This window comes from Neobacillus sp. PVCKKU3, assembly GCF_058323225.1.
Window position 1 is genome coordinate 58,333 of sequence record NZ_JBLVQN010000015.1, and the last position, 21,382, is coordinate 79,714.

Genomic DNA, 21,382 nt, shown 5'->3' on the forward strand with positions numbered 1-21,382 from the left:
TTCCTTAATGGGGGAATGAAAATGGATCTAACAACTGGCTTCTTGCTTTTACTGATTGGGATCCTGGCTGGAGGTTATGGAACGATTGTCGGTGCTGGCGGCGGTTTTATTTTCGTGCCGGCACTGCTGCTTCTTTTTAAAATGGAGCCTGCGATTGCTGCAGGATCAGGACTTATTATCGTGTTAATTAATTCTTTGTCTGGTGTGGTTGGTTACGCAAAGCAGGAGAAGATTCAATATCGAACGGGGCTTACGCTCGCTATTGGTGCCCTGCCTGGATCCTTTCTTGGGGTTTGGCTGCTCCAACTCTATTCATCTAGTTATTTTTATGTGATATTTGCTACCTTGTTGGTTGGTTTGGGAATCTTTTTATTTACCAAAAATCTCCCGGATAAATTAAAAAGACACCACCCTTCTGAAGGGTATGCATACATAGCGGCAAGTGATTCTAGCGGTAATGGGGATACCCTTCATACGGTAGATAAAGAAGATAGCCGTTCGTTCGAAAAATGGCTGATTCCGCTTGGGGTAGTGATCGGTATTTTATCCAGTTACCTCGGGATTGGCGGCGGCTGGCTTCTTGTTCCCATCTTAATCTATGTATTTAAAGTACCGACACACAATGCGGCTGCCACGTCCATTTTTTCACTTTGCCTTTATTCAACAATCGGTGTGATTGCACAGCTCTTCTATGGCCATGTCGATTGGCCGGCTGTCATCTTTGGCGGCATCGGTGTGATCGTCGGCTCACAAATCGGGGTGCTGCTTTCGCAAAAAATCCCCGGCAAAGTCATCATCCAAATGCTGTCCGTATTATTGATATTTATTGGGGTTCGGATGTATTTTTCCTGAGACGTGGGGACGGTTCGTGCGCCACGAAGGGCATATCATATAGAGGGTGGGGCTCCCACTAAGTAAGATTTAGCAAATCACTTATAGCGAGTCTTGGACAACACAGGGTAACCTGTGTTGTTAAGCGTAGACAGCAAGATAGTAGGCCGAAAGCATTTAACCTATTTCTCCGAAAGTATCCATTACCAAGACCGCAAATATATGTAAACATATTTGAACTTAGGGTGGGTAAAAGCTACATAAAGTGAATGATGAAGTGAAGAGCCGGATGCCTTAATAGGGCAAGTCCGGTTCTGTGAGGGCTTGGGGTCGCGAGACCCCGCTACTCGATTCATGCATCATTTCTCTTTGCTTCGCCCAATTTGATGCACGAGAACCGTCCCCATGCCTCACCCACAAATTACAAAATCTCCCCCGTAACCCCATAAATAATATTCCGAGACAGTATCACAGGTTTTGATGTATGTTCTTGAACAAGTTTTTTCATTTCTTCTGTATACCCCATACAATCGAGGATGATGGCTTTGATCGGGAATTGGTCAAGCTGCTTTACTGCCTCGATTAATGTCTCCTCCTGATAGGAATAAGGTGAACTCGCTGCTGGGATGGCTAAGAAGTCGGCATCCTTCCATTTATATATGATTTGGTCGGCTTGTTCCGGAAGGGGAACGACGACTCCAATTAATCCATCATGTAATAGTCCTTTTGCCACATGGTTGAGCAGATGATCCGGATAAACGATTGTTACCTTACTTTTAAAAAGCGGAAATTTCCCTGTACAGGCAATAATGATTAAGGATACGTTCGCCGCGTTCAAATCATCAATGAGTTCCTGAACAACAGGGAGGATTTTTTCCTTCGCCATCACGGCACTGCCGCCGTCCCGTAACCGGGAGATTAGCTTTGTCTGCCCATGTTCAGGAGCAAGGGCGAGAATTTCCTCCTCCGACCTGCCGTCAAGCACACCTTTTTCAATTATAGCAATATCCTTCGGCAAAAAGCTTCTGATGGCGGGAATCATATCGACTCTTGGCGTTTGGCCAATTGTAATCACGCCTATAGATTGGCCCATCCTAATTCACTCCTTTCTATTTTGATGCACGAGAACCGTCCCCATGCCTCACCTCAGCCTACAACTCACCCATACTTCACCCCATTAATATAAGTGCCAAGCACGTTGGCGCGGCTGTTGAATGGGTGGTGGGTCCAGATGACGAAGTCGGCGTCTTTGCCGGGTTCTAATGAACCGACTCGGTCGTCGATGCCCGTCAGTTTGGCTGCCGTGCTCGTAATGCTTCTTAGTGCTGTCACTTCATCCAGTCCGTACCTGACAGCCTCAGCTGCACACAGCACTAAATAGTGAATCGGGATGAACGGGTGGTCGGTCATGATAGCGAATGGAATTCCGGCTTCATGGTACAGCTTTGGTGCTTCCGGTGTGCCGTTTCGGGTTTCGTATTTTGTTGCTGGGAGCATAAACGGACCCAAGGTCACGCTTGCGCCGCTTTCTTTGATCGCCTCTAGTATCAGGTGGCCTTCAGTGCAGTGCTCCAGAGAAAGCTTAATCGCAAACTCCTTCGCAATCCGAATTGCTGTAGCAATATCATCAGCCCGGTGGCAGTGCAGATGCATCGGCATTTTTCCTTCCAACACCTCGATAAATGGGGCTAGTTCCGTTTGACCCTCTAAAGCAGCCAGCCGCCCGGCATCAGACAATGCTAGAGCCTGCTGAAAACCTTGGCGAATCATCTGAGCCACCGCCATTCTTGTTACCGGCGATTTTTTATACGACTGTCCAAACACATTTTTCGGATTTTCGCCTAATGCTCCCTTTAAGCCGCTTTTTTCAACAACAATCATTTCATTAAGGGAGTTTCCACCCGTTTTTAAAATAGTCCAAACGCCGCCGATGGGGTTGGCGCTGCCGGTACCCGTTTGTATGGTTGTCACGCCGCCTTTTCGCGCCAGCTCGAATGAAAAATGGCGGATATCGATACCGTCAATTGCAGACATCAGCGGGGTAAAGGGGCTGGAATACTCGCAGGCATCATTAATTCGTTCATTGATTTCTCCCCAAATCCCCACGTGGGTATGGATATCAATCAGCCCAGGAGTGATGACCAGCCCGTCGACAAAGATCAGCTCCGCATCAGCAGGAATATCCGTATCAACTCCTGCCCTCACGACCTTTCCGTCCTGTACCCATAGGTCCGCTTTGTGCAATACAGTGTTCCTTTCATCCATCGTATATATCGTTGCTCCGCGAAATACTGTCAGCATCAGTTGACTCACTCCCATCTATATACTTCTTTTCCTTTAATAAACGTCCTTACAGCCCGAGCCGTTAAATCAAGCGGGCTCTTATTCCACAAAACTAGATCCGCAAACAGTCCTTTATCTACTCTTCCGGTCAAGTGATCGATTTTTAAAAGCCTTGCCGCATCGCGGGTTAATCCGTTCAAAATCACCTTTTCCGGGACACCGGCTTTCAGAGCCAACGCGCCTTCCTTTTGCAGATGGGTCACCGAGCTTACTGGATGGTCAGTGGCAAAAGTAAATGAAATTTGCCCGCTATACAGTGCATAGTAAAGGGACGGATTTAAATGTTTTAGCTCGCCTCGTTCCATCGCTTGAAAAACTGGACCCGCAGCCACAGAAAAAGACACTTCGCCTGTTGGAAGATTCCACGCTAATGGATATTCAGTTCCATGAACGAGAACAAATGGAAGCTTGAATTCGCCAGCGATGCGGAAGGCAGTGGCAATGTCATCGGCCCGGTGAGAACGGATGAAAATCGGCGCATCCCCCAAAGATCCTGTGCTTTGCAGTTTCTTTAAGGCAGTCCTGATTCTTAGCGCAATACCCATGCGCGTAAGCGGAGTCTTTGTTTTCTCCCAATAAGCATTTTTCGGAACATCCCCCATGGAAAAACTAAACCCGAAACTCGGGACCACGGCCATCTCATCCACTGTTTTTCCGGTTGTATGAATGACTGCGGTTCTCGCCCCGACAACTGATTCCGGCGAAGACACGATGTGTGCCGTGGTCACCCCAAAGGCCACCGCATCTTGAAAAGCCTTGTCAAAGGGGTAAATGCCGTCAATTACTTGGAATTCGAAGCCGTCTTCGGAATCGGGCTCGTAGCCGTCATGACCTTCCCAGCGGATGCCGACTTCCTTTAACCCAATTTGCGAGCATGTATCAATAAGCCCCGGGGTCAAATAAAGCCCGTCCGCATCAATAATCGAGGATTCAGGTAAATCCAAATCCGCAGAAGGGGAGAGGATATCTGATATGTATCCATCTTCAAGCAAAATCGTTTGCCGAGAAAAATCACCGGTGCTATCCTGGTATACTTGAGCGTTTATGATCGCGGTTGCTGCCAATATCACTACCTTCTTTCATATATAATAGAAGAAAAGTAGAGATAGGCATCTCTACTTTTCTACATGTGCTAAGAAATCTTCAGGTAAGCAAATTATTTTTTAAGCCAAACGTTAGTTCCGTTTGGATTCACAATTTGCAAGGAGTAGTCTGGAGATACGTCGAAACCTTGGACAGATTTAGTGATACCTGCAGAGGCATCCACTGTATCAAGCTCAATTCGTGGCACGTCTTTTAAGATAATCTCAAGTGCTTGCTGGTACAGTTTTGCTCTTTCTTTCTGATCAACGGTTTCTGTGACAGCTCTATCGAGAAGCTTGTCCACTTCAGGATTTTCGTAGCCTTTACCGTTTCCAAGTGCACCGATTTGTTTTGTATGGAACAATTGGAATAGGAAGAAGTAAGGGTCTGGATACCAAGTCCAGCCGCCGATTGACATTGGTGCATTTCCTTTTGCTACTGTATCACTGTATGTTCCCCATTCAACAACTTTCAGTTCAACATCAATATTTAGGTTTTTCTTCATTTGGTTTTGGAAAATCGTACCGTATGGAACGCGGGATTCCGCAAGATATAGCTCCGTTTTGAAGCCGTCTGGATATCCTGCTTCCGCAAGAAGTTTTTTCGCTTCTTTTGGATCATACGTCGGTGTTAGTTTTTCTAAGTCTTTGCTGTAGCCCCAAGATCCTTTAGGAAGTGCCATAAAGGATTTCTCTGCACCGCCCCACTTGTTAACACCTTTGACAATCTCTTCAACATTTGTTGCTTTATAAATCGCTTCACGTACTTTTTTATCAGCAGTTGGACCTTTTTTGTTATTAAGATCAAGATAGGTTAAAGAAAGAGCAGGTTTTGATAATAGTTCAAGCTTAGAATCTTGCTTCACAAGCTCACGGTTTTGGCCTTTTACGTCCATACCAACATCGATATCACCGGAACGCAAAGAGTTGACCATCATGTTTGGATCAGGAATGATTTTGAAAACAACGCTGTCTAGATGAGGCTTTTCTCCCCAATATTTATCATGGCGGACTACTTTAACCTGAGAATCCTGTTCCCAGCTTTCGATTTTGAACGGACCAGTTCCGACTAGATGACTGCCGAATTGGTCACCCCAGCCTTCAACCTCTTCTTTCGGAACAATGACGTTACCGGCGTCTGTTAACATTGGCATTAATGCTGCATTCGGTTCAGTAAGGTAAATAGCTACTTCATTTTCGCCCGTTACTTCCACTTTATCAACACCGCGTAAACGGTTCATTGCAGATTGTTTTGCGGAACGCTCAAGACTGTATTTTACGTCCTCAGCTGTCATTTTCCGGCCATCTTGAAATTTCCCTGGCTGGAAGTAAACATCATCACGTAATTTGAAGGTGTAAACCTTCATGTCATCAGATACTTTCCATTCTGTGGCAAGAGCCGGAAGAAAGTCAGACAGATCTTTGTTATAAACGATCAGTGTATCGGCAACTGAACGCATAACTTGAGATTCATAGACCCCGGTATATTTAATAGGATCCATTGTTTTTGGGTTTGCCGAAAGACCTACCTTTAATGTCCCGCCGTCTTGCGGCTTGCCGGCGGAAGCGGATTCTGTTTTTCCTTCCTTAGAAGATGATGAAGAGGAATTCGAATTCGAACCCGAAGAACAAGCGGTTAATGCCAATACAAGGGAGGCAACAACCAATAACCACCAACGGCTTAAACGTTTACCTTTCATATTTTCTCCTCCTTTTGATTCACATTGTGAACCATTAATTCTAATATTGAAACTTGAATAAAATTTATCATATAAAAAACAAAGAGTAAATAAGTTTTTAAAATTTTTGTAAAATATTTTACTTTTTGATTATTCCTTATTTACAACTTTTTTTCACGGTGATAAACTTATTCGTAATTCACATACTGAATCAGTGTTCCGAATTGTGATACAAAAAGGGAGGTAGCTTATGGGAAAGTACATTATAAGAAGGCTGTTTGATCTTCTGCCTACTATTGCCGTCGTTGCGGTCATTGTCTTTATTATTACCAGGCTCATTCCTGGGGATCCCGCTGCCGTTATGCTTGGGCCTCAGGCGAGTGTAGAAGATATCCAAGCATTAAGGGATAAGTTGGGATTAAATGATCCATTATATTTACAATTCCTTCATTATATAGGGGATTTACTTCAGGGGAATTTTGGTGTTTCGCTTACCTATAATCAACCAATTGTTCAATTAATTCTAGAACGTTTCCCAAATACATTAATTTTAGCCGTAAGTGCTTTGATAATCGCCTTTGCCATTGGTGTTCCGGCGGGAATTATTTCAGCATCTAAACAAAACTCTCTATTAGACTATTCTGTTATGCTCGTTTCTTTAGTAGGTGTCTCGATGCCGATCTTCTGGCTTGGGGTTATGCTGGTTCTTTACTTTAGTGTCAATCTTGGCTGGTTCCCTGCAACGGGGATGGGCTCGATGGAAGAAGGGTTAATCCCTTATTTGAAACACCTTGTGCTTCCAAGTATTACGCTTGCTACTATTCCAATGGCGACCTTCGCCCGGATTACAAGGTCCAGTATGCTGGAAGTCATTTCGCAGGATTATATCAAAACGGCACGTTCGAAAGGGTTAAGTGAATTCTGGGTTATTTGTAAGCATGCTTTTAAAAATGCCCTAACACCGCTCTTAACTGTTCTTGGTATGCAGATTTCGATGATGCTTGGCGGAGCTGTTTTAACGAAAACCATCTTCAGCTGGCCGGGTATGGGACGGTTGATAGTCGATGCCATTGATAAACGGGATTTTGTCGTTGTTCAGGGAACGGTCCTGTTTATTGCAGTGATTTTCGTGCTGGTCAATCTCTTGGTTGATGTGATGTATAAAGTAGTCAACCCACGCGTGAATTTATCTTCGGGTAAGGGAGGGGCAAAATAATGGCTTCCGTTCAAAGTTCAATTTCACAGGCTGAACCGCAAAAAAAGAAGGTTAAAAAAGAAGCAGGCTTATTTAAAAAGCTGATTCGCAACCGGCTCGCAGCGGTTGGTTTATCGATTACGGTTATTATGGCGGTTATTGCCATATTTGCGCCGCTGATTGCGACACATTCGCCTAATGATATGGATGTCGCCAATTCCTTGGCCGTGCCAGGTACTGCCGGTCATATTTTAGGAACAGACAACTATGGAAGAGACTTGTTCAGCCGTCTTGTGTATGGGGCGCGGATTTCCTTGATTGTCGGTGTTGCAGCGGTTGTTTTCGGAGCGTTTTTTGGAACATTGCTGGGGCTTGTTTCCGGCTATTTCGGCGGGCGCCTTGATGCAATTATCATGAGGACGATGGACGGCCTGTTCGCCTTCCCGTTCATCTTATTAGCGATTACGTTGATGACTGTTTTAGGACAAGGGCTGGTAAACGTTATTATTGCGATTGGTGTCGCCAATATTCCAGGATTTGCCCGGATTGTCCGCGGACAGGTATTGAGTGTTAAGGAAGAAGAATTTATTGAAGTAACCCGATCATTAGGGGCAACAAATGGAAGAATTATTTTTCAACATATCCTGCCGAACTGTATGGCGCCATTGATTGTGTATGGAACGATGAGTGTCGCCGGTGCGATTATTTCGGAAGCGGCATTAAGCTTCCTAGGTTTGGGTGTACAGCCGCCAACAGCTTCTTGGGGAAGCATTCTGAAAGACGGCAAGGACTTCTTGGTCATGAGTCCGCATATGGCAACATTCTCAGGGCTGGCGATTTTGCTGACGGTTCTTGGGATTAACTTATTCGGTGATGGTTTGAGGGATGCCCTCGATCCAAAAATGAAAGTTTAGAAGATGGGGGGATTGGCATGTCAGATTTTTTATTAAAGGTAGAAGATTTGGAAGTGCATTTCCGTTCTTCATCTTCAGTCGTAAAGGCTGTTAATGGTGTCAGTTTTACATTAAATAAGAAAGAAACGCTGGGGATTGTCGGCGAGTCAGGTTCTGGAAAAAGTGTGACTGCGACCGCGCTGCTTCGCCTTATTCCAAATCCGCCGGGAAAAATTGCCGGCGGGAAGATTTCGTTTGATGGGAAAGACCTTTTAGCCTTATCGGATAAAGAAATGCGCTCAATAAGGGGCAATGAGATTTCGATGATTTTCCAGGATCCGATGACCAGCTTGAACCCAGTATTTACGGTTGGAAATCAAATCATGGAATCCATTCGTACGCACCAGAAGGTTTCCAAAAAAGAAGCGAAAAAAGCAGCCATTGATATGTTGAAGCTCGTAGGCATTCCGGAGGCGGAAAAGCGGATTGATATGTATCCCCATGAATTTTCCGGGGGGATGCGGCAGCGGGTGATGATTGCCATTGCCTTGGCATGTAACCCGAAGCTATTGATTGCCGATGAACCGACGACTGCCCTGGATGTGACTGTTCAGGCGCAAATCCTGGATTTAATGAGGCATCTGCAGGATACCGTTAACACTTCGATTATTATGATTACACATGATTTAGGGGTCGTCTGGGAAATGTGTGACAAGGTAATTGTTATGTATGCAGGGAATACGGTCGAATCCGGCAGTGTGAAGGCGATATTTGATAATCCGCTGCATCCGTATACGTGGGGATTATTAGACTCCCAGATTACAAGTGACATCGGAAATGAGGAAAAGCTATCTGCGATACCGGGCACGCCGCCGGATTTGCGTCAGGAAATTCGAGGGTGCCACTTTGCGGACCGCTGTCCATATGTACAAGATATTTGTTTTTCCAAAAAGCCGGAGCTTATTGAGGTAGAAGAAGGACATTTTGCCTCCTGCCATTTCCAATCTAAGAATCAGCGTCTGGAAAGAAAGGAGAGGGCGCATCATGGCTGAAGCCATTATTAAGGTGGAAAACTTAAGAAAGCATTTCCCTATCCAGGATCCGCTTCCTTTTAAAAAATCAACGCAGAGTGTCAAGGCCGTCGATGGCGTCAGCTTTGATGTATTTCGCGGTGAGACGCTGGGGATTGTTGGTGAATCCGGCTGCGGTAAGTCGACAATGGCCAGGCTCGTCAACCAATTAATCCGCCCCACTGAGGGAAAGGTTTTATTTAAAGGGCAGGATCTGGCTGCAATGGGGCCGAAGGAAATCCGCGACTCGCGGAAATCCATTCAAATGGTGTTCCAAAATCCGTATGCCTCCCTGGATCCAAGAAAAACGATAAAGCAGCTCATTGTCGAACCATTGGAAATCCACAAAGTAGGCGATAAAGTGTCCCGGTTAGAACGTGTTCGTGAATTGCTGGAGGTTGTCGGCCTTAGCAGCTATCATGCCGACCGCTATCCGCACGAATTCTCGGGCGGCCAGCGGCAGCGGATCAATATCGCCCGTGCCTTGGCGTTAAACCCGGATGTGATCATTTGCGACGAACCGGTATCGGCCTTGGACGTATCAGTGCAGGCCCAGGTTATTAATCTATTAAAAGACCTGCAGAAGAAATTCCAACTTACTTATATCTTTATCTCGCACGATTTAAATGTGGTCCGCTATATGTGTGACCGGATTGCCGTGATGTATTTAGGGAAAATCGTGGAGATTGGTACTTACGAAGAAATCTATCAAAACCCGCTTCACCCTTATACGAGGGCCCTGCTTTCGGCGGTTCCAAAGGAAAGTCCGTATGACAAAAAAGAGCGGATTCTATTAAAAGGGGATGTGCCAAGTCCCGTCAATCCACCGTCCGGCTGCCATTTCCACCTAAGATGCCCGTACGCGGTAGAAAGCTGCAAGTCAGTTGTTCCAGAGTTGAAACAGAATGGAGACGAGCAGCGGGTGGCGTGCCATCTTTATTAGGAAAGCCTGTAACGAAGTCTGGACGGGTGCCTGTCACCGCTCGAAAAATGTCAAATATAAAAGGGTGGTTTGTTTTATTCGTGCGGACCGCCTTTAAAATATATTAAATCTGGAGGTTTTTTTGATGTCATTAAAACATGTAATGGAGTTAATAGAGGTTTTGGATAGTATTCATGTAACTGGACATGATGTGAAGAATTACCTGGAAGCCATCTCTAATGTTGGGGAAGTTACCGTTAAAACGGTTGAAGGCAATCAAGGTTCCACTGACTTTATCAAAATTGTCATTCCAGGTGAAGAGGGCAAGTCGAAAGGCGGAAATGCTCCTACGCTTGGCATTATCGGCCGATTAGGCGGAGTCGGGGCCCGCCCAGAGGTAAAAGGATTCGTATCCGACGGAGACGGAGCTTTATCCTGTGTGGCTGCAGCAGCTAAATTATTGGATATGTCAGGGAAGGGCGACCGCCTAAAAGGGGATGTGATCCTCACCACCCATATTTGTCCAACTGCACCAACCTTGCCGCATGATCCCGTGCCGTTCATGAATTCACCGGTTGATATCTTGACGATGAACCAACATGAAGTAACAGAAGAAATGGATGCTATTTTATCAATCGATACCACAAAAGGAAATATGATAACCAACCATAAAGGCTTTGCCATCACGCCAACTGTCAAGGAAGGCTATGTTTTAAAAATCAGCACGGACTTATTGCATATTTACACCCAATCAGCGGGCATTTTGCCTGTAACGCTGCCAATCACTACACAGGATATCACTCCTTACGGAAATGGCGTTTACCATGTCAACAGTATTCTCCAGCCGGCAGTGGCGACTAAGAGCCCGGTTGTAGGTGTGGCGATTACGACGGAAACAGCCGTAGCTGGCTGCGGAACAGGCGCTACCCATCCGACCGATGTCGAGCAGGTTGTCCGTTATGTGATAGAAGTAGCCAAACTTTATGGCGAAAATAAATGTTCTTTCTATGATGCTGAAGAATTTGACCGCTTAGAGCAGCTTTACGGAAAAATGACTCATCTACAAACAAAAGGAAATCAGGTGACTGCAGGATGACAGACGTTACTGCATTAAAACAAAGATTAATCGATGAAGTAGAAGCACGAAAGGAGGAATTGATTGAGCTTTGCAGCTCGCTGATCAAAATTCCGAGCGAAAATCCGCCGGGAGATTCCACCGAAATCTCTGAGTTTATTGCTAACTACCTTAGCCAATATGGACTGGAAACAGCATGGCATGAATCGAGCGACAAAATGTTTAATTTGATTTCCAGCATCGGCGGGGAAGAAGGGAAGCATTTGATTTATTGCGGGCATACAGATGTCGTGCCTGCTGGCGACCTATCCAAATGGGATTTCGATCCTTTTTCCGGCGAGGTGAAGGACGGCTGGCTTTTGGGCAGGGGAGCGAGCGACATGAAAGCTGGACTTGGCGGGATTATTTTTGCCTACGCCCTTTTGAAACGGTTAGACGTTGAGCTTCCTGGAAAACTGACTCTTGCCATCGTTCCGGATGAGGAAACGGGCGGGGAGTTTGGGGTCCCTTGGCTGCTTGAAAAAGGCCTGATTAAAGGGGACGGCGCGTTAATCGCTGAGCCATCCTCCCGCTTAAATCCGACAATTGGTCAAAAAGGCTCTTATTGGTTTGAACTGGAAGTATTTGGCGAACCGGGCCACGGAAGCCTTTCACCGCTGGCAGGGAATAATGCCATCACAGATGCCATTGCGGCGATTGAAAGAATCCGGACACTATGGGATCTGAAAATTACCATTCCTGAAGAGGTACAAGGTTTAATTGAAGTCTCTAAGAAATATATGCGCGAGATTGAAAAGGAACGAGAAAAGTTCCAGCCGGTTTTAGAAAGAATTACTGTTAATATTGGGACGATTCAAGGCGGGACGAAATCCAATGTCATTCCTGAAAGTTGCAAGGTTCAGGTAGACTGCCGCTTGCCTTTTGGAGTTACACGTGATGAAGTCACAGCCTATTTAACTAAGAATCTAGATGAACTGGGCATTCGTTATGAAATCCGCCCGTTTGGCTTCCGCAGCCATGCAAACTATACATCTGCTGATGACCCGGTATGTAAGGCGATTGTTGATAACATTTCCTTCGTGACCGAAGAGGAAGCTTACGGTGTTATGCAGTGGGCAAGCAGTGATGCTCGTCATTTCAGAGATTATAATATCCCGGTTTTACAATACGGACCTGCTTATTTGCCAACTATTCATGGGTACAATGAAAGGGTTCAAGTGGAAGATATCGTCCGCTGTACAAAGGTCTATGTCGCGGCGGTTATCGATTTCCTTTATCAGAAATAATTCAGATAAAGGCAGCGCCTTACTACACGCTGCCCAGGCTTTTGATGCAGTTACTTCCTCTAAACCCTTTTCTCCCTTTGTGGTTTAGAGGGGGTAACTGCTTATTATTGTCAAAAAAATCTTCTTTATTTTTACACCTATTAATTATGCTATAATTATAGCAACCATTTGTATTGGAAAAGGGGGACTTACTTCCTCATGTTAAAAACTTTAGATTTATCGCTAAAGGTGCTTATGATGTTTACGAAGGAAAAGCCAGTTTGGGGCGGACGTGAATTAGCCAACGAACTGGGTTTGAATCATACAAATATATACCGGATTCTCGAAACTTTAGAAAAAAATAGATTTGTATCAAAGGATAAAGTGACTAAAAAGTACTCCTTAGGGTATGCCACCTGGGAATTGGGCATGATTATGTATGAAAGCTTGAATGTCACGAAATTAATCCGTCCGATTCTAAACCGTCTAAAGGATGAAACGGGAGAGTCTATTTTTCTAACAGTCTTGGATGGACATGAGGCGGTTACGCTTGATGTTGTGGAACCAGAAAATAAAGTGAAGTTCTCCGTTTCAGCAGGGAGCAGGGCCCCTTTATATGTCGGCGCTTCCTATCGAACAATTTTGGCCTATTTACCGGATGAATATGTTGAGTCCATTATCGAAAATGGGCTGGTAAAATATACGAGGACAACGATGACAGACCCCGATGAACTTCGAAGAGAGCTAGAAAGCATCAGAGAGAAGGGTTGGGGCCATAGCCAGGGAGAATACACGGCGGAGGTCAGAGCGATTGCCGTTCCGCTGTTTGATGGCGAGGAGATTGTCGGTTCAGTTACTGTATCCGGTCCTATTTTTCGAATGGCCGAAGAAAAAATACAGGAATACCTTCCTCTTTTGATGGCAGCAAGGGATGAGATCGAGGGGGTTATTAAAAGATATCAATTGAAATTGAGAGTCTAGCTTGGAGGGAATGGCATGCAAGCATTAATTGGGGTGGCGACATCAATCCTTATCCATAATTTAAACGTGAAAGAAAACGAGCATATTTTGGTCGTGACGGACCAAGAATCCCACGAAATCGCTGATATTTTTTATCAAGCGGGGATTGTATTAGGGAATGAAACTCAGGTTATGAAGATGAAAACTCGGACCAAGTCCGGCGAAGAACCACCGCGGGCGGTTGCGGAAGCGATGAAGGCGGCTGAGGTGGTTCTTTGTATCACCCACCATTCGCTGACACATACTCGTGCTAGAAAAGAAGCCTCTGCACAAGGAGCGCGGGTGGCAACCATGCCTGGCGTCACCATGGACATGCTGCAGGAAGGAGCCATTACGGCCGATTATGCGGAAGTTGAGGAGCTAACCGCCTATTATTGCGAACTTTTAGATAAGGGCGAAGCTGTTACGATTGAAAAGGACCATACAAAATTGACCTTCTCTATTAAAGGAAGACGGGGGATTCCGAGCACAGGCGTGTTTCGTGAGAAAGGAGAATCCGGCAACCTGCCTTCTGGTGAAAGCTATATCGCCCCTCTTGAAGATTCCGCTAATGGCAGTATCATTGTAGACGGATCTATTGCAGGAATCGGCGTCTTGAAGGAACCTATTACCTTGACTCTTGAAAAAGGCCGTTTGGTAGATGCCAGCGGTGAAGACGGAAATCGATTGCTGGAAATCCTAGGTGACGGCAATGGCAGAATCATCGCCGAATTTGGCATCGGCACCAACAAAAAAGCCCGCCTGACCGGTAACGTCCTAGAAGACGAAAAAGTATTCGGAACCGTCCACATCGCCTTCGGCAGCAACAAACCATTCGGCGGCACCAACGAAGCCGGCGTACACATCGACTGCGTCATTAAAAACCCCGCAGTCACAATGATGCATGGGGACGGTTCTCGTGTCTCATTTTGAGGCAGAGGGACGGTTCGAGACCACTGAAAAACACTTGCAAATAATTGGAAGTTTTTCAGGATAAATAATTTCTACGAATAAAAAGAAAAATCCCCCATTTGGGTGTAATGGAATTGTCGAGAAACCATTACCAAGAGGGGGATTATCCATGCTTAAAGACAAAAATATGCAATTTAGCATCTATTCATTATTGAAGAAAATAGAGATATCTACCGATTTTTAACAAAACATGCATGACCGGTTAAAAAAGTGTTAGTAAAAAGTCGATTTTTCAGTTGTCTCGGACGGTTCTCATGCATCAAAAACCCCGTGAGCTTAGGCCCCGGGGGTTTCGTTTATGTGGAAGTTTTCGTTTTCAGCTGCTTTCTGCATTGGCGGGGCGGCTTTTTGTTTTTTGCTCATGAAGAAGAAGACGCCGAGCAAGACGAGGAGGCCGCCGGCGATTTGCCAGCCTGATAATCGCTCCCCGAGTAAAATGACAGCTAAAATCGTGCTGCCGACTGGTTCGCCGAGAATACTCATCGAAATGGTTGTCGCGTTCACATAGTTTAATAGCCAGTTATTAATCACATGGCTAAGGCTCGGAACGATGGCTAGCAGTAGGAAAATCCCCCATTCTTTAGGCGGATAATCGAGAAAAGGCACTCCGGCCCATAGATTATAAACAACAAGCACAATCCCCGCACAGAGGAACACGCTAAAGCTGTATATCCAGTGGGATACATTTTTCACGACGGTTTGCCCGATAAATAAATAACCGACCACCGCGATAACGCTGAAAAAGGAGAGAAGATCGCCACGGATGGCATCAGCGCTTAAGCCGAAGTCTCCCCAGCCAATCATCATCGCTCCGATGATTGCAATCCCCATAGTAGCCAGTGCGGAAGCAGTCGTTCTTTCTTTAAAAAGAAAAAATCCGCCTACCAGCGAAATAATCGGCTGCAGGGCGAGAATGATGGTCGAGCTTGCAACCGTGGTTAACTTTAAGGAGCCGAACCAAAGAACAAAATGCAGGGCCAGAAAAACTCCGGAGAAAAAGAGCATGGCGCCATTTTTTGGACTCACTTTTTTAAACTCCTTGCGCTTCACCCAGACCATCGGGGCCAATAACAAACTGGCAAACAACATTCGGTACATACTTAAAATAGAAGCCGGCGCGTCGGACCATTTCACAAAGATAGCCGAAAACGATATGGCAATAATGGATATAGTGAGCGCCAGGCTGATGGATTTTGAACTTATAGATTGTTTCATTGCTGCTTCCTTCCTTGATGGTGTTTTGAATGAACTCTCACAAATCTATTACTATTATCGCAGATATTGTTAGAAATTCGTAGACCTTTATTTTCCATGTCCAAAACCAATCAAGGGAGGAATTAATTCTCAACAATAACTATTTAATCTCATTTTATGGTAAGTAATCTTTTGTTCGAGCTTGCACTGCAACTCATAGTCAAGACAGTCTGCAAGCAACAGCTCATGGTAATTCACCCTAAACAAGTGCCACTCTTTTTTGAATTTAGCTAATAATGTATTCATTCCATTTCCACTCCTCTTCTATTGTCATAAATCGCAGGAGTCCGTATTCGGAAGCTGGCTAGCATGATGATCGGAATGACCAATGACCTTAGCCCCTGTAGCTTTGCGTCGCCATTTTTCAATGGGTTTGCCTTTATCGTACGATTTATGGAATTACTACTATTTTGACGATGAACAACTTGTCTCAGCAAGTGTTTTCCCGTTTTTTATATTGGGAAAAAATTATTCTTGGACTTTTAGAATCATGATATCTACCCGCCGGTTGGCCTGCCGGTGCTCTACTGTGTCATTCGGATACAGCGGCTTTTGCTCGCCAAAGCCGGCAAATTGCAATTTATCAGAAGAGATGCCATTTTGCTCAAAAAAGTAAAGAACGGACAAAGCACGGGCAGACGACAATTCCCAGTTCGACCTGAATCTGCCCCCGGTAATCGGGACATTATCCGTGTGGCCCTCAATGCTGATAGGGTTTTGCACTCCTTTAATCAAATCCAGCAAGTCACCCAAAATTGCAGGGGAATTTCCCTTCAATTCGGCGCTGCCGGACTCAAACAAAATGACATCCTTTAGGGAAAGCTTGATTCCCTTAGGCTCGTCCTGAACGGTGATGACCTTTTCCAAGCCGCGTGCCTCTATATAGCTTTGAATATTCTCCATCAGGCTGTGCAATTTTTCATTCTCTTCCTGTTTCTCTACCTTGCCGGCAGTTTTTTCGAGCGGCTTCACCACAGGAGAGCTGGCATTTTCTTTTAAAATCAAACTGCTTCCTTTGCCGCTCAAAGCTGAATTCATCGAAACCATGATTTGCTGCAGCTTTTCCGAATTGATACTGCTCGAAGCAAACAGGACGATAAACAAAGCAAGCAGCAGGGTCAAAAGGTCCGCGTAAGGAATTAACCAGCTTTCGTCCATATGCTCATCATTATCTTGCAGTCTCCGCCTCCTCACCGTTCTATTCCTCCTTTCTTACAAGATGTCCTAGTCAAAACGCAGCCTCTATTTTTCCAGCTTGAACTCACAGTCTTACAGACTCTCGACCTCTTTCACGACCATTTCCTCCTGTTTCAAACGTGCCTTTGTTGGCAAATAAACAGCCAGCTTTCGTTCAATCAATTTAGGTGTTAACCCTTCCTGGATGGCAAGAAGTCCCTCCATCATCATCAGTTTCAGGTCCTGCTCTTTTTTCGCAATGCGCTTCAGTTTATTGGAAATTGGATGCCACAGGACATATCCGGAAAAAATCCCTAACAAGGTCGCGATAAAGGCGGCGGCAATCGAGTGTCCGAGTTTGTCCATGTCCTGAAGATTTCCGAGCGCCGCAATTAAACCAACCACAGCACCCAAAACGCCTAGTGTCGGCGCATACGTCCCCGCCTGGCTGAAGACGAGGCTGCCGGCCTTGTGCCGGTCTGCCGCTGCTTCTAGCTCGCTAAACAAAATTTCCTCCATTTGGTCCCGGTCACTGCCGTCAATAATCATTTCAAGGCCATTTTTTAAAAAAGGATCCTCGACGGACTCGGAAATTTCCTCTAATGCAAGTACGCCTTCGCGCCTCGCCACCATCGACCACTCCACCATCATCTTGATGACTTCATCTTGGCTGGGCTGCTTTGGTTCGACAAAAGCAATTTTCAGCAGCATCGGAATTTTTTTTATTTCACTCATGGGAAAGGCGATAAACAAGGCAGAGATCGTTCCGCCAAAAATAATTAAAAAGGCAGCAGGGTTCGCCAACGCTTCAAACGATGCGCCTTTTAATACCATCCCTACACCGATAGAAACGATAGCCAGAATCAAACCGATAAATGTCGTCATAAATTTCTCCTTTTCTAATGATTGCTAAAATTAATAATTTATTGTAATTTAGTTTTACAAATATCGACAATCACAAACTTAAGCGTTTGGAAGGTGTTTTCTCTTGAAAGTCAGTCACGGATTTGGTGTCACAAACGATAAAATGTTTTTTCAAAAAGAAACGAAGCAAGCTGAATCATCCTCATTTCAACAGATATTGACAGATTCAAAAACCAATTTGGTAAAAGAGCAGCTAAGCTCCCTTTTAGACGGGATTCAAAAGCAAGGGGAGCGATTGGTTCAGTCACGAACGGCTGCTGATCTTCAAAAATATAAAAAATTAATTCAATCCTTTTTGCAGGAAGTTGTAAAAAATGGCCTCTCTTTAGAAATAACGGATTCTTTCACGTCAATGAATAGGGGGAGGAGGCTAAAAATTATTAAAGAGATTGATAAAAATCTGTTGGAGCTGTCGAAGAAAATTTTAGAAAAAGAGGATGCAAATATTCAATTGCTTGATAAGATAGGGGAAATCAAAGGCCTATTAATCGACCTCTATCTGTAATTTTGACACCAAAAGGATGAAAATGATGAAAAAAATCCTAACGCTAAGTGTAGTTCTTGTGTTAATCATCGCGGGCGGTCTTTTTTACTATCAATATCAAAAAAATAACCCTGTAAGCTCACAGGATAAGACGCTTGATCAGCTCGCTAATCAGACCATTCAAACGAAGCAAATCAGCACCAACCTCAATTCGGAAAACTTAATTCAAGTTCAGTTTTCGATTGAAATGGATTCCAAGAAAACGTTGAAGCAATCAGAAAAAATAAAGCCAATCATCGAAAGCGACATTATCAAGATTCTGTCTAAATCAAATAAAGACGATTTTAAGGATATTACTGCCTTCGAAGGAAAAATCAAAGACAAGCTTAACGAGCGGTTCTCTGATGGAAAAATTATGAACGTTTATACAACGGAACTATTAATCCAGTAAATTTTTAAAAAAAGGGAGAATAACGATGCTTAGAGGGATCGACACAGCGGCGTCCGGCATGATTGCCTTGCAAAGAAGGCAGGAGGCGTTGACGAATAATTTAGCCAATATTGAAACGCCTGGCTATAAAAAAGTGGATACAACCTTACGTTCTTTCCCGGGGGTTTTGCTTGAGCGGATTCATGACTCTGGGAATGGCAATGGCTCGAATCCGAAAGGCTTCTCCTTGATTGGGTCGCTGCAGCAGGGGGTCTATGCACAGGAAAATATCTCGAGCTTTATGCAGGGGGACCTTGTGAGCACAGACAATCCTTTAGACGTGGCCATTGATGACCGAGCTTTGACGGTGCAAAATGGGCAAAAGCCTGGTGCGTTTTTCGCTGTGGAGAACGGTGCTGGTGAAGTCCGCTATACCCGGAACGGCAGATTCACGATCGACGAGGCGGGGCAGCTTCGCACGACGGAGGGATATGCGGTGCTAAACCCTAATGGCCAGCCGGTTCGGACGAGTGCGGAATTGGCCGGCGGCGATGTTTCTATTAGTGCGGACGGGGAGATTATTCTTTATCCGGATGATCTTTCTAGGAGGACGGTTCTGGATCGGATTGGACTTGTGTTGATTCAAAATCCGAACGACCTGATTAAAGACGGGAACGGACTGTTCAAGCTGGAGGGAGGCGGAAACCCGCCGCCGTTATTGACCGAATTGCCGGCCGGTGTGCAACTGCGCCATAAGATGATTGAAAAATCGAATGTCGACCCGACAATGACAATGACGAACATGATGGAAAACGTCCGTATTTACGAAGCGAATCAGAAGGTTTTGCAGGCTTATGATAAGTCTTTGGAGCTGTTGAATTCGATTGGTAGAGTGTAATTTACACTGGATTCTTACCAGTTTTACGGGGATCTTTTTATCAAGGACAGAGCATGTTGGGGTAAGCGGGGAAATGTCCTTCATCGGGCTTATGAAGGCCAAGACTAGTCGTGGCAAGTGGGGAAATGTCCTTCATCGGGCTTATGAAGGCCAAAACGAGTCGTGGCAAGTGGGGAAATGTCCTTCATCGGGCTTATGAAGGCCAAAACGAGTCGTGGCAAGTGGGGAAATGTCCTTCATCGGGCTTATGAAGGACAAAACGAGTCGTCGCAAGTGGGGAAATGTCCTTCATCGGGCTTATGAAGGCCAAAACGAGTCGTGGCAAGTGGGGAAATGTCCTTCATCGGGCTTATGAAGGACAAAACGAGTCGTGGCAAGTGGGGAAATGTCCTTCATCGAGGCTATGAAGGACAAAACGAGTCGTGGCAGGCAAGAAAATGTCCTTCATCCTTGCCCCTCATGGACACACAAGCAAAGGAGATGAATCTCATGAATACATCGCTATATATCGCCACAAGCGGCTTAAATGCCTATCAGAAAAAGTTAGATACGATCGCCAATAATATGGCCAATGCCGAAACTACCGGATTCAAAAGAAGAGAGGCATCCTTCGAAGAAAACTTGGCGATTTCCATCGATAATCAGAAGGCTGCCAATCGCGAAGTCGGCAGATTGACCCCAAACGGGATCCGTACAGGCTTTGGGGTGCACATCACTGCAGCACAGTTGAATTTGGAACAGGGGGCAGCCAAAGCCACCAACAACCCTTTGGATTTTATGATCGATGGAAAAGGATTTTTTCAAGTGGGGAAAGGGAACGATGTGTTCTATACCCGTAACGGATCATTCCAGCAGAGCCCGGCAGGCAATGGCACATACCGGTTGGTAAACGCAGACGGCTGTTACCTTATGGACAGAAACGGGGCCCCGGTGGAAATCCCAGAAGGAGCGGCGTTTGCCGTTAATGAAAATGGCGTCATTTCACCAACGAACCAGCAAATCGCGCTTGTGGACTTTGTGAATCCTCAGCAATTAATCCAACAAGGTGGAAATGTCTATCGGTTTACAGGTGGAGCGAATGAAGTGCTAGGTAATCCGGCTGCGCAAATTCGTCAGGGCTATCTTGAAGCGTCCAATGTCGACTTGAGCAAAGAAATTACGGACATGCTGACAACACAGCGCGGTTTCCAGTTTAATTCCCGGTCGATTTCCTTTGCCGACCAAATGATGGGGATCGCTAATGGGATTATTAGAAGTTAATCTTTACAAAAAAAAAGAGCCGTTTTCCGCGGCTCTTTTCGAGTTAAATCACGATTTTCTCTTTACTTTTCTCCCAGAGGACCTTAAATAGCTTTTGTTCAGTTTTTTCATCTAGCGGATGAAAATGAACCCCGTATTCATACAAATCATTATCCAAAATCTTTCTTCTGCGGATCTGACCGGTCAGCGTGAAGGATTCCCGCAAGAAGGCAAACTCGACTGTTATTTCATCAATTTTACCTATATCGACCAAAGAATGCAGCTTCATGCCGGTGATGCTAATATCGCGAATCAGCCCTTTGTATTCCGGTTCACCTGAAGAAGCGGGATAGAACCAGCAATCCTGATCCAGCAGGCTAAGCCGGAACGCCGTCCGGCGATTCGGTTTTTTCGGAACAACATGTTTTTCTTTTTGAAAAAAGGTTCTCCCTGCATATAAAATAATAATCAATACCACTATACTTAGGCTAAGGATAATATGTGTCGTACCCAACTATGATTCCCCTTAATATTTTCTCAATAATAAAAATTTACCATTCAAAACCAAATCTGAAAAGGGGCTAAACACTTTTGAAGAAATGGCCGTTAATAAATTATAAAGAATGAGGCATGGGGACGGTTCTCGTGCCT

General features: G+C 45.1%; 21 protein-coding genes and 1 riboswitch. Of the genes, 13 read left to right on the top strand and 8 right to left on the bottom strand.

Annotated features, from left to right (window positions below; translation table 11 throughout):
* Positions 1 to 21: 21 nt before the first annotated feature.
* Positions 22 to 852 (top strand): sulfite exporter TauE/SafE family protein, encoded by an 831-nt coding sequence (locus ACNQGS_RS12110; protein ID WP_491487505.1) that lies wholly within the window; start codon positions 22 to 24, stop codon positions 850 to 852.
* Between the two features lie 400 nt (positions 853 to 1,252).
* Here the strand turns inward: ACNQGS_RS12110 and ACNQGS_RS12115 are convergent, their stop codons facing one another.
* The 4 genes from ACNQGS_RS12115 to ACNQGS_RS12130 all read right to left on the bottom strand — a co-directional run bounded on the left by ACNQGS_RS12115 (position 1,253) and on the right by ACNQGS_RS12130 (position 5,956).
* Positions 1,253 to 1,924 carry an AroM family protein gene (locus ACNQGS_RS12115; RefSeq protein WP_491487506.1) on the bottom strand — a complete coding sequence of 224 codons (672 nt, stop codon included), beginning with the start codon at positions 1,922 to 1,924 and terminating at the stop codon, positions 1,253 to 1,255.
* Positions 1,925 to 1,989: 65 nt separating this feature from the next.
* The gene (locus ACNQGS_RS12120) at positions 1,990 to 3,150 is read right to left on the bottom strand and encodes an amidohydrolase family protein (RefSeq protein ID WP_491487507.1); all 1,161 of its coding nucleotides are present in this window, start codon (positions 3,148 to 3,150) and stop codon (positions 1,990 to 1,992) included.
* Positions 3,141 to 4,238, bottom strand: coding sequence for an amidohydrolase family protein (locus tag ACNQGS_RS12125; protein WP_491487508.1), 1,098 nt, complete (start codon positions 4,236 to 4,238; stop codon positions 3,141 to 3,143). The genes ACNQGS_RS12120 and ACNQGS_RS12125 overlap by 10 nt, the downstream gene beginning before the upstream one ends.
* Before the next feature lie 92 nt (positions 4,239 to 4,330).
* A complete protein-coding gene (locus ACNQGS_RS12130) occupies positions 4,331 to 5,956 on the bottom strand; it encodes an ABC transporter substrate-binding protein (protein WP_491487509.1) in 1,626 nt (541 codons plus the stop codon).
* Between the two features lie 229 nt (positions 5,957 to 6,185).
* On the opposite strand from ACNQGS_RS12130, the gene ACNQGS_RS12135 reads away from it, so the two are divergent.
* From ACNQGS_RS12135 to ACNQGS_RS12170, 8 genes are all read left to right on the top strand, one after another.
* Positions 6,186 to 7,151 carry an ABC transporter permease gene (locus ACNQGS_RS12135; RefSeq protein WP_491487510.1) on the top strand — a complete coding sequence of 322 codons (966 nt, stop codon included), beginning with the start codon at positions 6,186 to 6,188 and terminating at the stop codon, positions 7,149 to 7,151.
* Entirely contained in the window at positions 7,151 to 8,044 is an 894-nt protein-coding gene (locus ACNQGS_RS12140) for an ABC transporter permease (RefSeq protein WP_491487511.1), read from the top strand. Before ACNQGS_RS12135 ends, ACNQGS_RS12140 begins: the two co-directional genes overlap by 1 nt.
* 17 nt (positions 8,045 to 8,061) lie before the next feature.
* Positions 8,062 to 9,075 carry an ABC transporter ATP-binding protein gene (locus ACNQGS_RS12145; RefSeq protein WP_491487512.1) on the top strand — a complete coding sequence of 338 codons (1,014 nt, stop codon included), beginning with the start codon at positions 8,062 to 8,064 and terminating at the stop codon, positions 9,073 to 9,075.
* The gene (locus tag ACNQGS_RS12150; protein ID WP_491487513.1) at positions 9,068 to 10,036 is read left to right on the top strand and encodes an ABC transporter ATP-binding protein; all 969 of its coding nucleotides are present in this window, start codon (positions 9,068 to 9,070) and stop codon (positions 10,034 to 10,036) included. Before ACNQGS_RS12145 ends, ACNQGS_RS12150 begins: the two co-directional genes overlap by 8 nt.
* Before the next feature lie 124 nt (positions 10,037 to 10,160).
* A complete protein-coding gene (locus ACNQGS_RS12155; protein WP_491487514.1) occupies positions 10,161 to 11,111 on the top strand; it encodes a DUF1177 domain-containing protein in 951 nt (316 codons plus the stop codon).
* A complete protein-coding gene (locus tag ACNQGS_RS12160; RefSeq protein WP_491487515.1) occupies positions 11,108 to 12,376 on the top strand; it encodes a M20 family metallopeptidase in 1,269 nt (422 codons plus the stop codon). The genes ACNQGS_RS12155 and ACNQGS_RS12160 overlap by 4 nt, the downstream gene beginning before the upstream one ends.
* Positions 12,377 to 12,574: 198 nt before the next feature.
* Positions 12,575 to 13,336 carry an IclR family transcriptional regulator gene (locus tag ACNQGS_RS12165; protein ID WP_491487516.1) on the top strand — a complete coding sequence of 254 codons (762 nt, stop codon included), beginning with the start codon at positions 12,575 to 12,577 and terminating at the stop codon, positions 13,334 to 13,336.
* Between the two features lie 15 nt (positions 13,337 to 13,351).
* The gene (locus ACNQGS_RS12170; protein WP_491487517.1) at positions 13,352 to 14,287 is read left to right on the top strand and encodes an aminopeptidase; all 936 of its coding nucleotides are present in this window, start codon (positions 13,352 to 13,354) and stop codon (positions 14,285 to 14,287) included.
* Between the two features lie 315 nt (positions 14,288 to 14,602).
* Here ACNQGS_RS12170 and ACNQGS_RS12175 read toward each other — a convergent pair whose 3' ends face one another.
* The 3 genes from ACNQGS_RS12175 to motA form a co-directional block, all read right to left on the bottom strand.
* A complete protein-coding gene (locus tag ACNQGS_RS12175) occupies positions 14,603 to 15,541 on the bottom strand; it encodes a DMT family transporter (protein WP_464491691.1) in 939 nt (312 codons plus the stop codon).
* A 331-nt stretch (positions 15,542 to 15,872) separates the two neighbouring features.
* Positions 15,873 to 15,968: riboswitch (cyclic di-GMP riboswitch) on the bottom strand.
* Positions 15,969 to 16,048: 80 nt separating this feature from the next.
* Positions 16,049 to 16,774: an OmpA family protein gene (locus tag ACNQGS_RS12180; protein WP_491487518.1), complete on the bottom strand. Its 726-nt coding sequence runs from the start codon at positions 16,772 to 16,774 to the stop codon at positions 16,049 to 16,051.
* Between the two features lie 75 nt (positions 16,775 to 16,849).
* The gene (motA, locus tag ACNQGS_RS12185; protein ID WP_491487519.1) at positions 16,850 to 17,641 is read right to left on the bottom strand and encodes a flagellar motor stator protein MotA; all 792 of its coding nucleotides are present in this window, start codon (positions 17,639 to 17,641) and stop codon (positions 16,850 to 16,852) included.
* A gap of 103 nt (positions 17,642 to 17,744) precedes the next feature.
* On the opposite strand from motA, the gene ACNQGS_RS12190 reads away from it, so the two are divergent.
* The 4 genes from ACNQGS_RS12190 (at position 17,745) to ACNQGS_RS12205 (ending at position 20,752) form a co-directional block, all read left to right on the top strand.
* Complete coding sequence (locus ACNQGS_RS12190) at positions 17,745 to 18,185, top strand: YaaR family protein (protein ID WP_491487520.1); 441 nt, start codon at positions 17,745 to 17,747, stop codon at positions 18,183 to 18,185.
* Positions 18,186 to 18,210: 25 nt separating this feature from the next.
* On the top strand, positions 18,211 to 18,615 hold the full coding sequence (locus ACNQGS_RS12195; RefSeq protein WP_491487521.1) for a flagellar basal body-associated FliL family protein: 405 nt from the start codon (positions 18,211 to 18,213) through the stop codon (positions 18,613 to 18,615).
* Positions 18,616 to 18,640: 25 nt separating this feature from the next.
* A complete protein-coding gene (locus ACNQGS_RS12200; protein ID WP_491487522.1) occupies positions 18,641 to 19,492 on the top strand; it encodes a flagellar hook-basal body protein in 852 nt (283 codons plus the stop codon).
* A gap of 351 nt (positions 19,493 to 19,843) precedes the next feature.
* Entirely contained in the window at positions 19,844 to 20,752 is a 909-nt protein-coding gene (locus ACNQGS_RS12205) for a flagellar hook-basal body protein (RefSeq protein WP_491487523.1), read from the top strand.
* 43 nt (positions 20,753 to 20,795) lie between these two features.
* Here ACNQGS_RS12205 and ACNQGS_RS12210 read toward each other — a convergent pair whose 3' ends face one another.
* Positions 20,796 to 21,245, bottom strand: coding sequence for a PilZ domain-containing protein (locus ACNQGS_RS12210; protein WP_491487524.1), 450 nt, complete (start codon positions 21,243 to 21,245; stop codon positions 20,796 to 20,798).
* Positions 21,246 to 21,382: the final 137 nt, after the last annotated feature.

Excerpts from the sequence above, each read along its gene's own strand:
- ACNQGS_RS12195 (WP_491487521.1), top strand. The coding sequence starts at position 18,211 with ATGAAAAAAATCCTAACGCTAAGTGTAGTTCTTGTGTTAATCATCGCG.
- ACNQGS_RS12120 (WP_491487507.1), bottom strand. The coding sequence starts at position 3,150 with ATGGGAGTGAGTCAACTGATGCTGACAGTATTTCGCGGAGCAACGATA.
- ACNQGS_RS12135 (WP_491487510.1), top strand. The coding sequence starts at position 6,186 with ATGGGAAAGTACATTATAAGAAGGCTGTTTGATCTTCTGCCTACTATT.
- ACNQGS_RS12175 (WP_464491691.1), bottom strand. The coding sequence starts at position 15,541 with ATGAAACAATCTATAAGTTCAAAATCCATCAGCCTGGCGCTCACTATA.
- motA (WP_491487519.1), bottom strand. The coding sequence starts at position 17,641 with ATGACGACATTTATCGGTTTGATTCTGGCTATCGTTTCTATCGGTGTA.
- ACNQGS_RS12145 (WP_491487512.1), top strand. The coding sequence starts at position 8,062 with ATGTCAGATTTTTTATTAAAGGTAGAAGATTTGGAAGTGCATTTCCGT.
- ACNQGS_RS12155 (WP_491487514.1), top strand. The coding sequence starts at position 10,161 with ATGTCATTAAAACATGTAATGGAGTTAATAGAGGTTTTGGATAGTATT.
- ACNQGS_RS12205 (WP_491487523.1), top strand. The coding sequence starts at position 19,844 with ATGAAGGACAAAACGAGTCGTGGCAAGTGGGGAAATGTCCTTCATCGA.
- ACNQGS_RS12130 (WP_491487509.1), bottom strand. The coding sequence starts at position 5,956 with ATGAAAGGTAAACGTTTAAGCCGTTGGTGGTTATTGGTTGTTGCCTCC.
- ACNQGS_RS12170 (WP_491487517.1), top strand. The coding sequence starts at position 13,352 with ATGCAAGCATTAATTGGGGTGGCGACATCAATCCTTATCCATAATTTA.
- ACNQGS_RS12165 (WP_491487516.1), top strand. The coding sequence starts at position 12,575 with ATGTTAAAAACTTTAGATTTATCGCTAAAGGTGCTTATGATGTTTACG.
- ACNQGS_RS12115 (WP_491487506.1), bottom strand. The coding sequence starts at position 1,924 with ATGGGCCAATCTATAGGCGTGATTACAATTGGCCAAACGCCAAGAGTC.
- ACNQGS_RS12200 (WP_491487522.1), top strand. The coding sequence starts at position 18,641 with ATGCTTAGAGGGATCGACACAGCGGCGTCCGGCATGATTGCCTTGCAA.
- ACNQGS_RS12150 (WP_491487513.1), top strand. The coding sequence starts at position 9,068 with ATGGCTGAAGCCATTATTAAGGTGGAAAACTTAAGAAAGCATTTCCCT.
- ACNQGS_RS12110 (WP_491487505.1), top strand. The coding sequence starts at position 22 with ATGGATCTAACAACTGGCTTCTTGCTTTTACTGATTGGGATCCTGGCT.
- ACNQGS_RS12160 (WP_491487515.1), top strand. The coding sequence starts at position 11,108 with ATGACAGACGTTACTGCATTAAAACAAAGATTAATCGATGAAGTAGAA.
- ACNQGS_RS12140 (WP_491487511.1), top strand. The coding sequence starts at position 7,151 with ATGGCTTCCGTTCAAAGTTCAATTTCACAGGCTGAACCGCAAAAAAAG.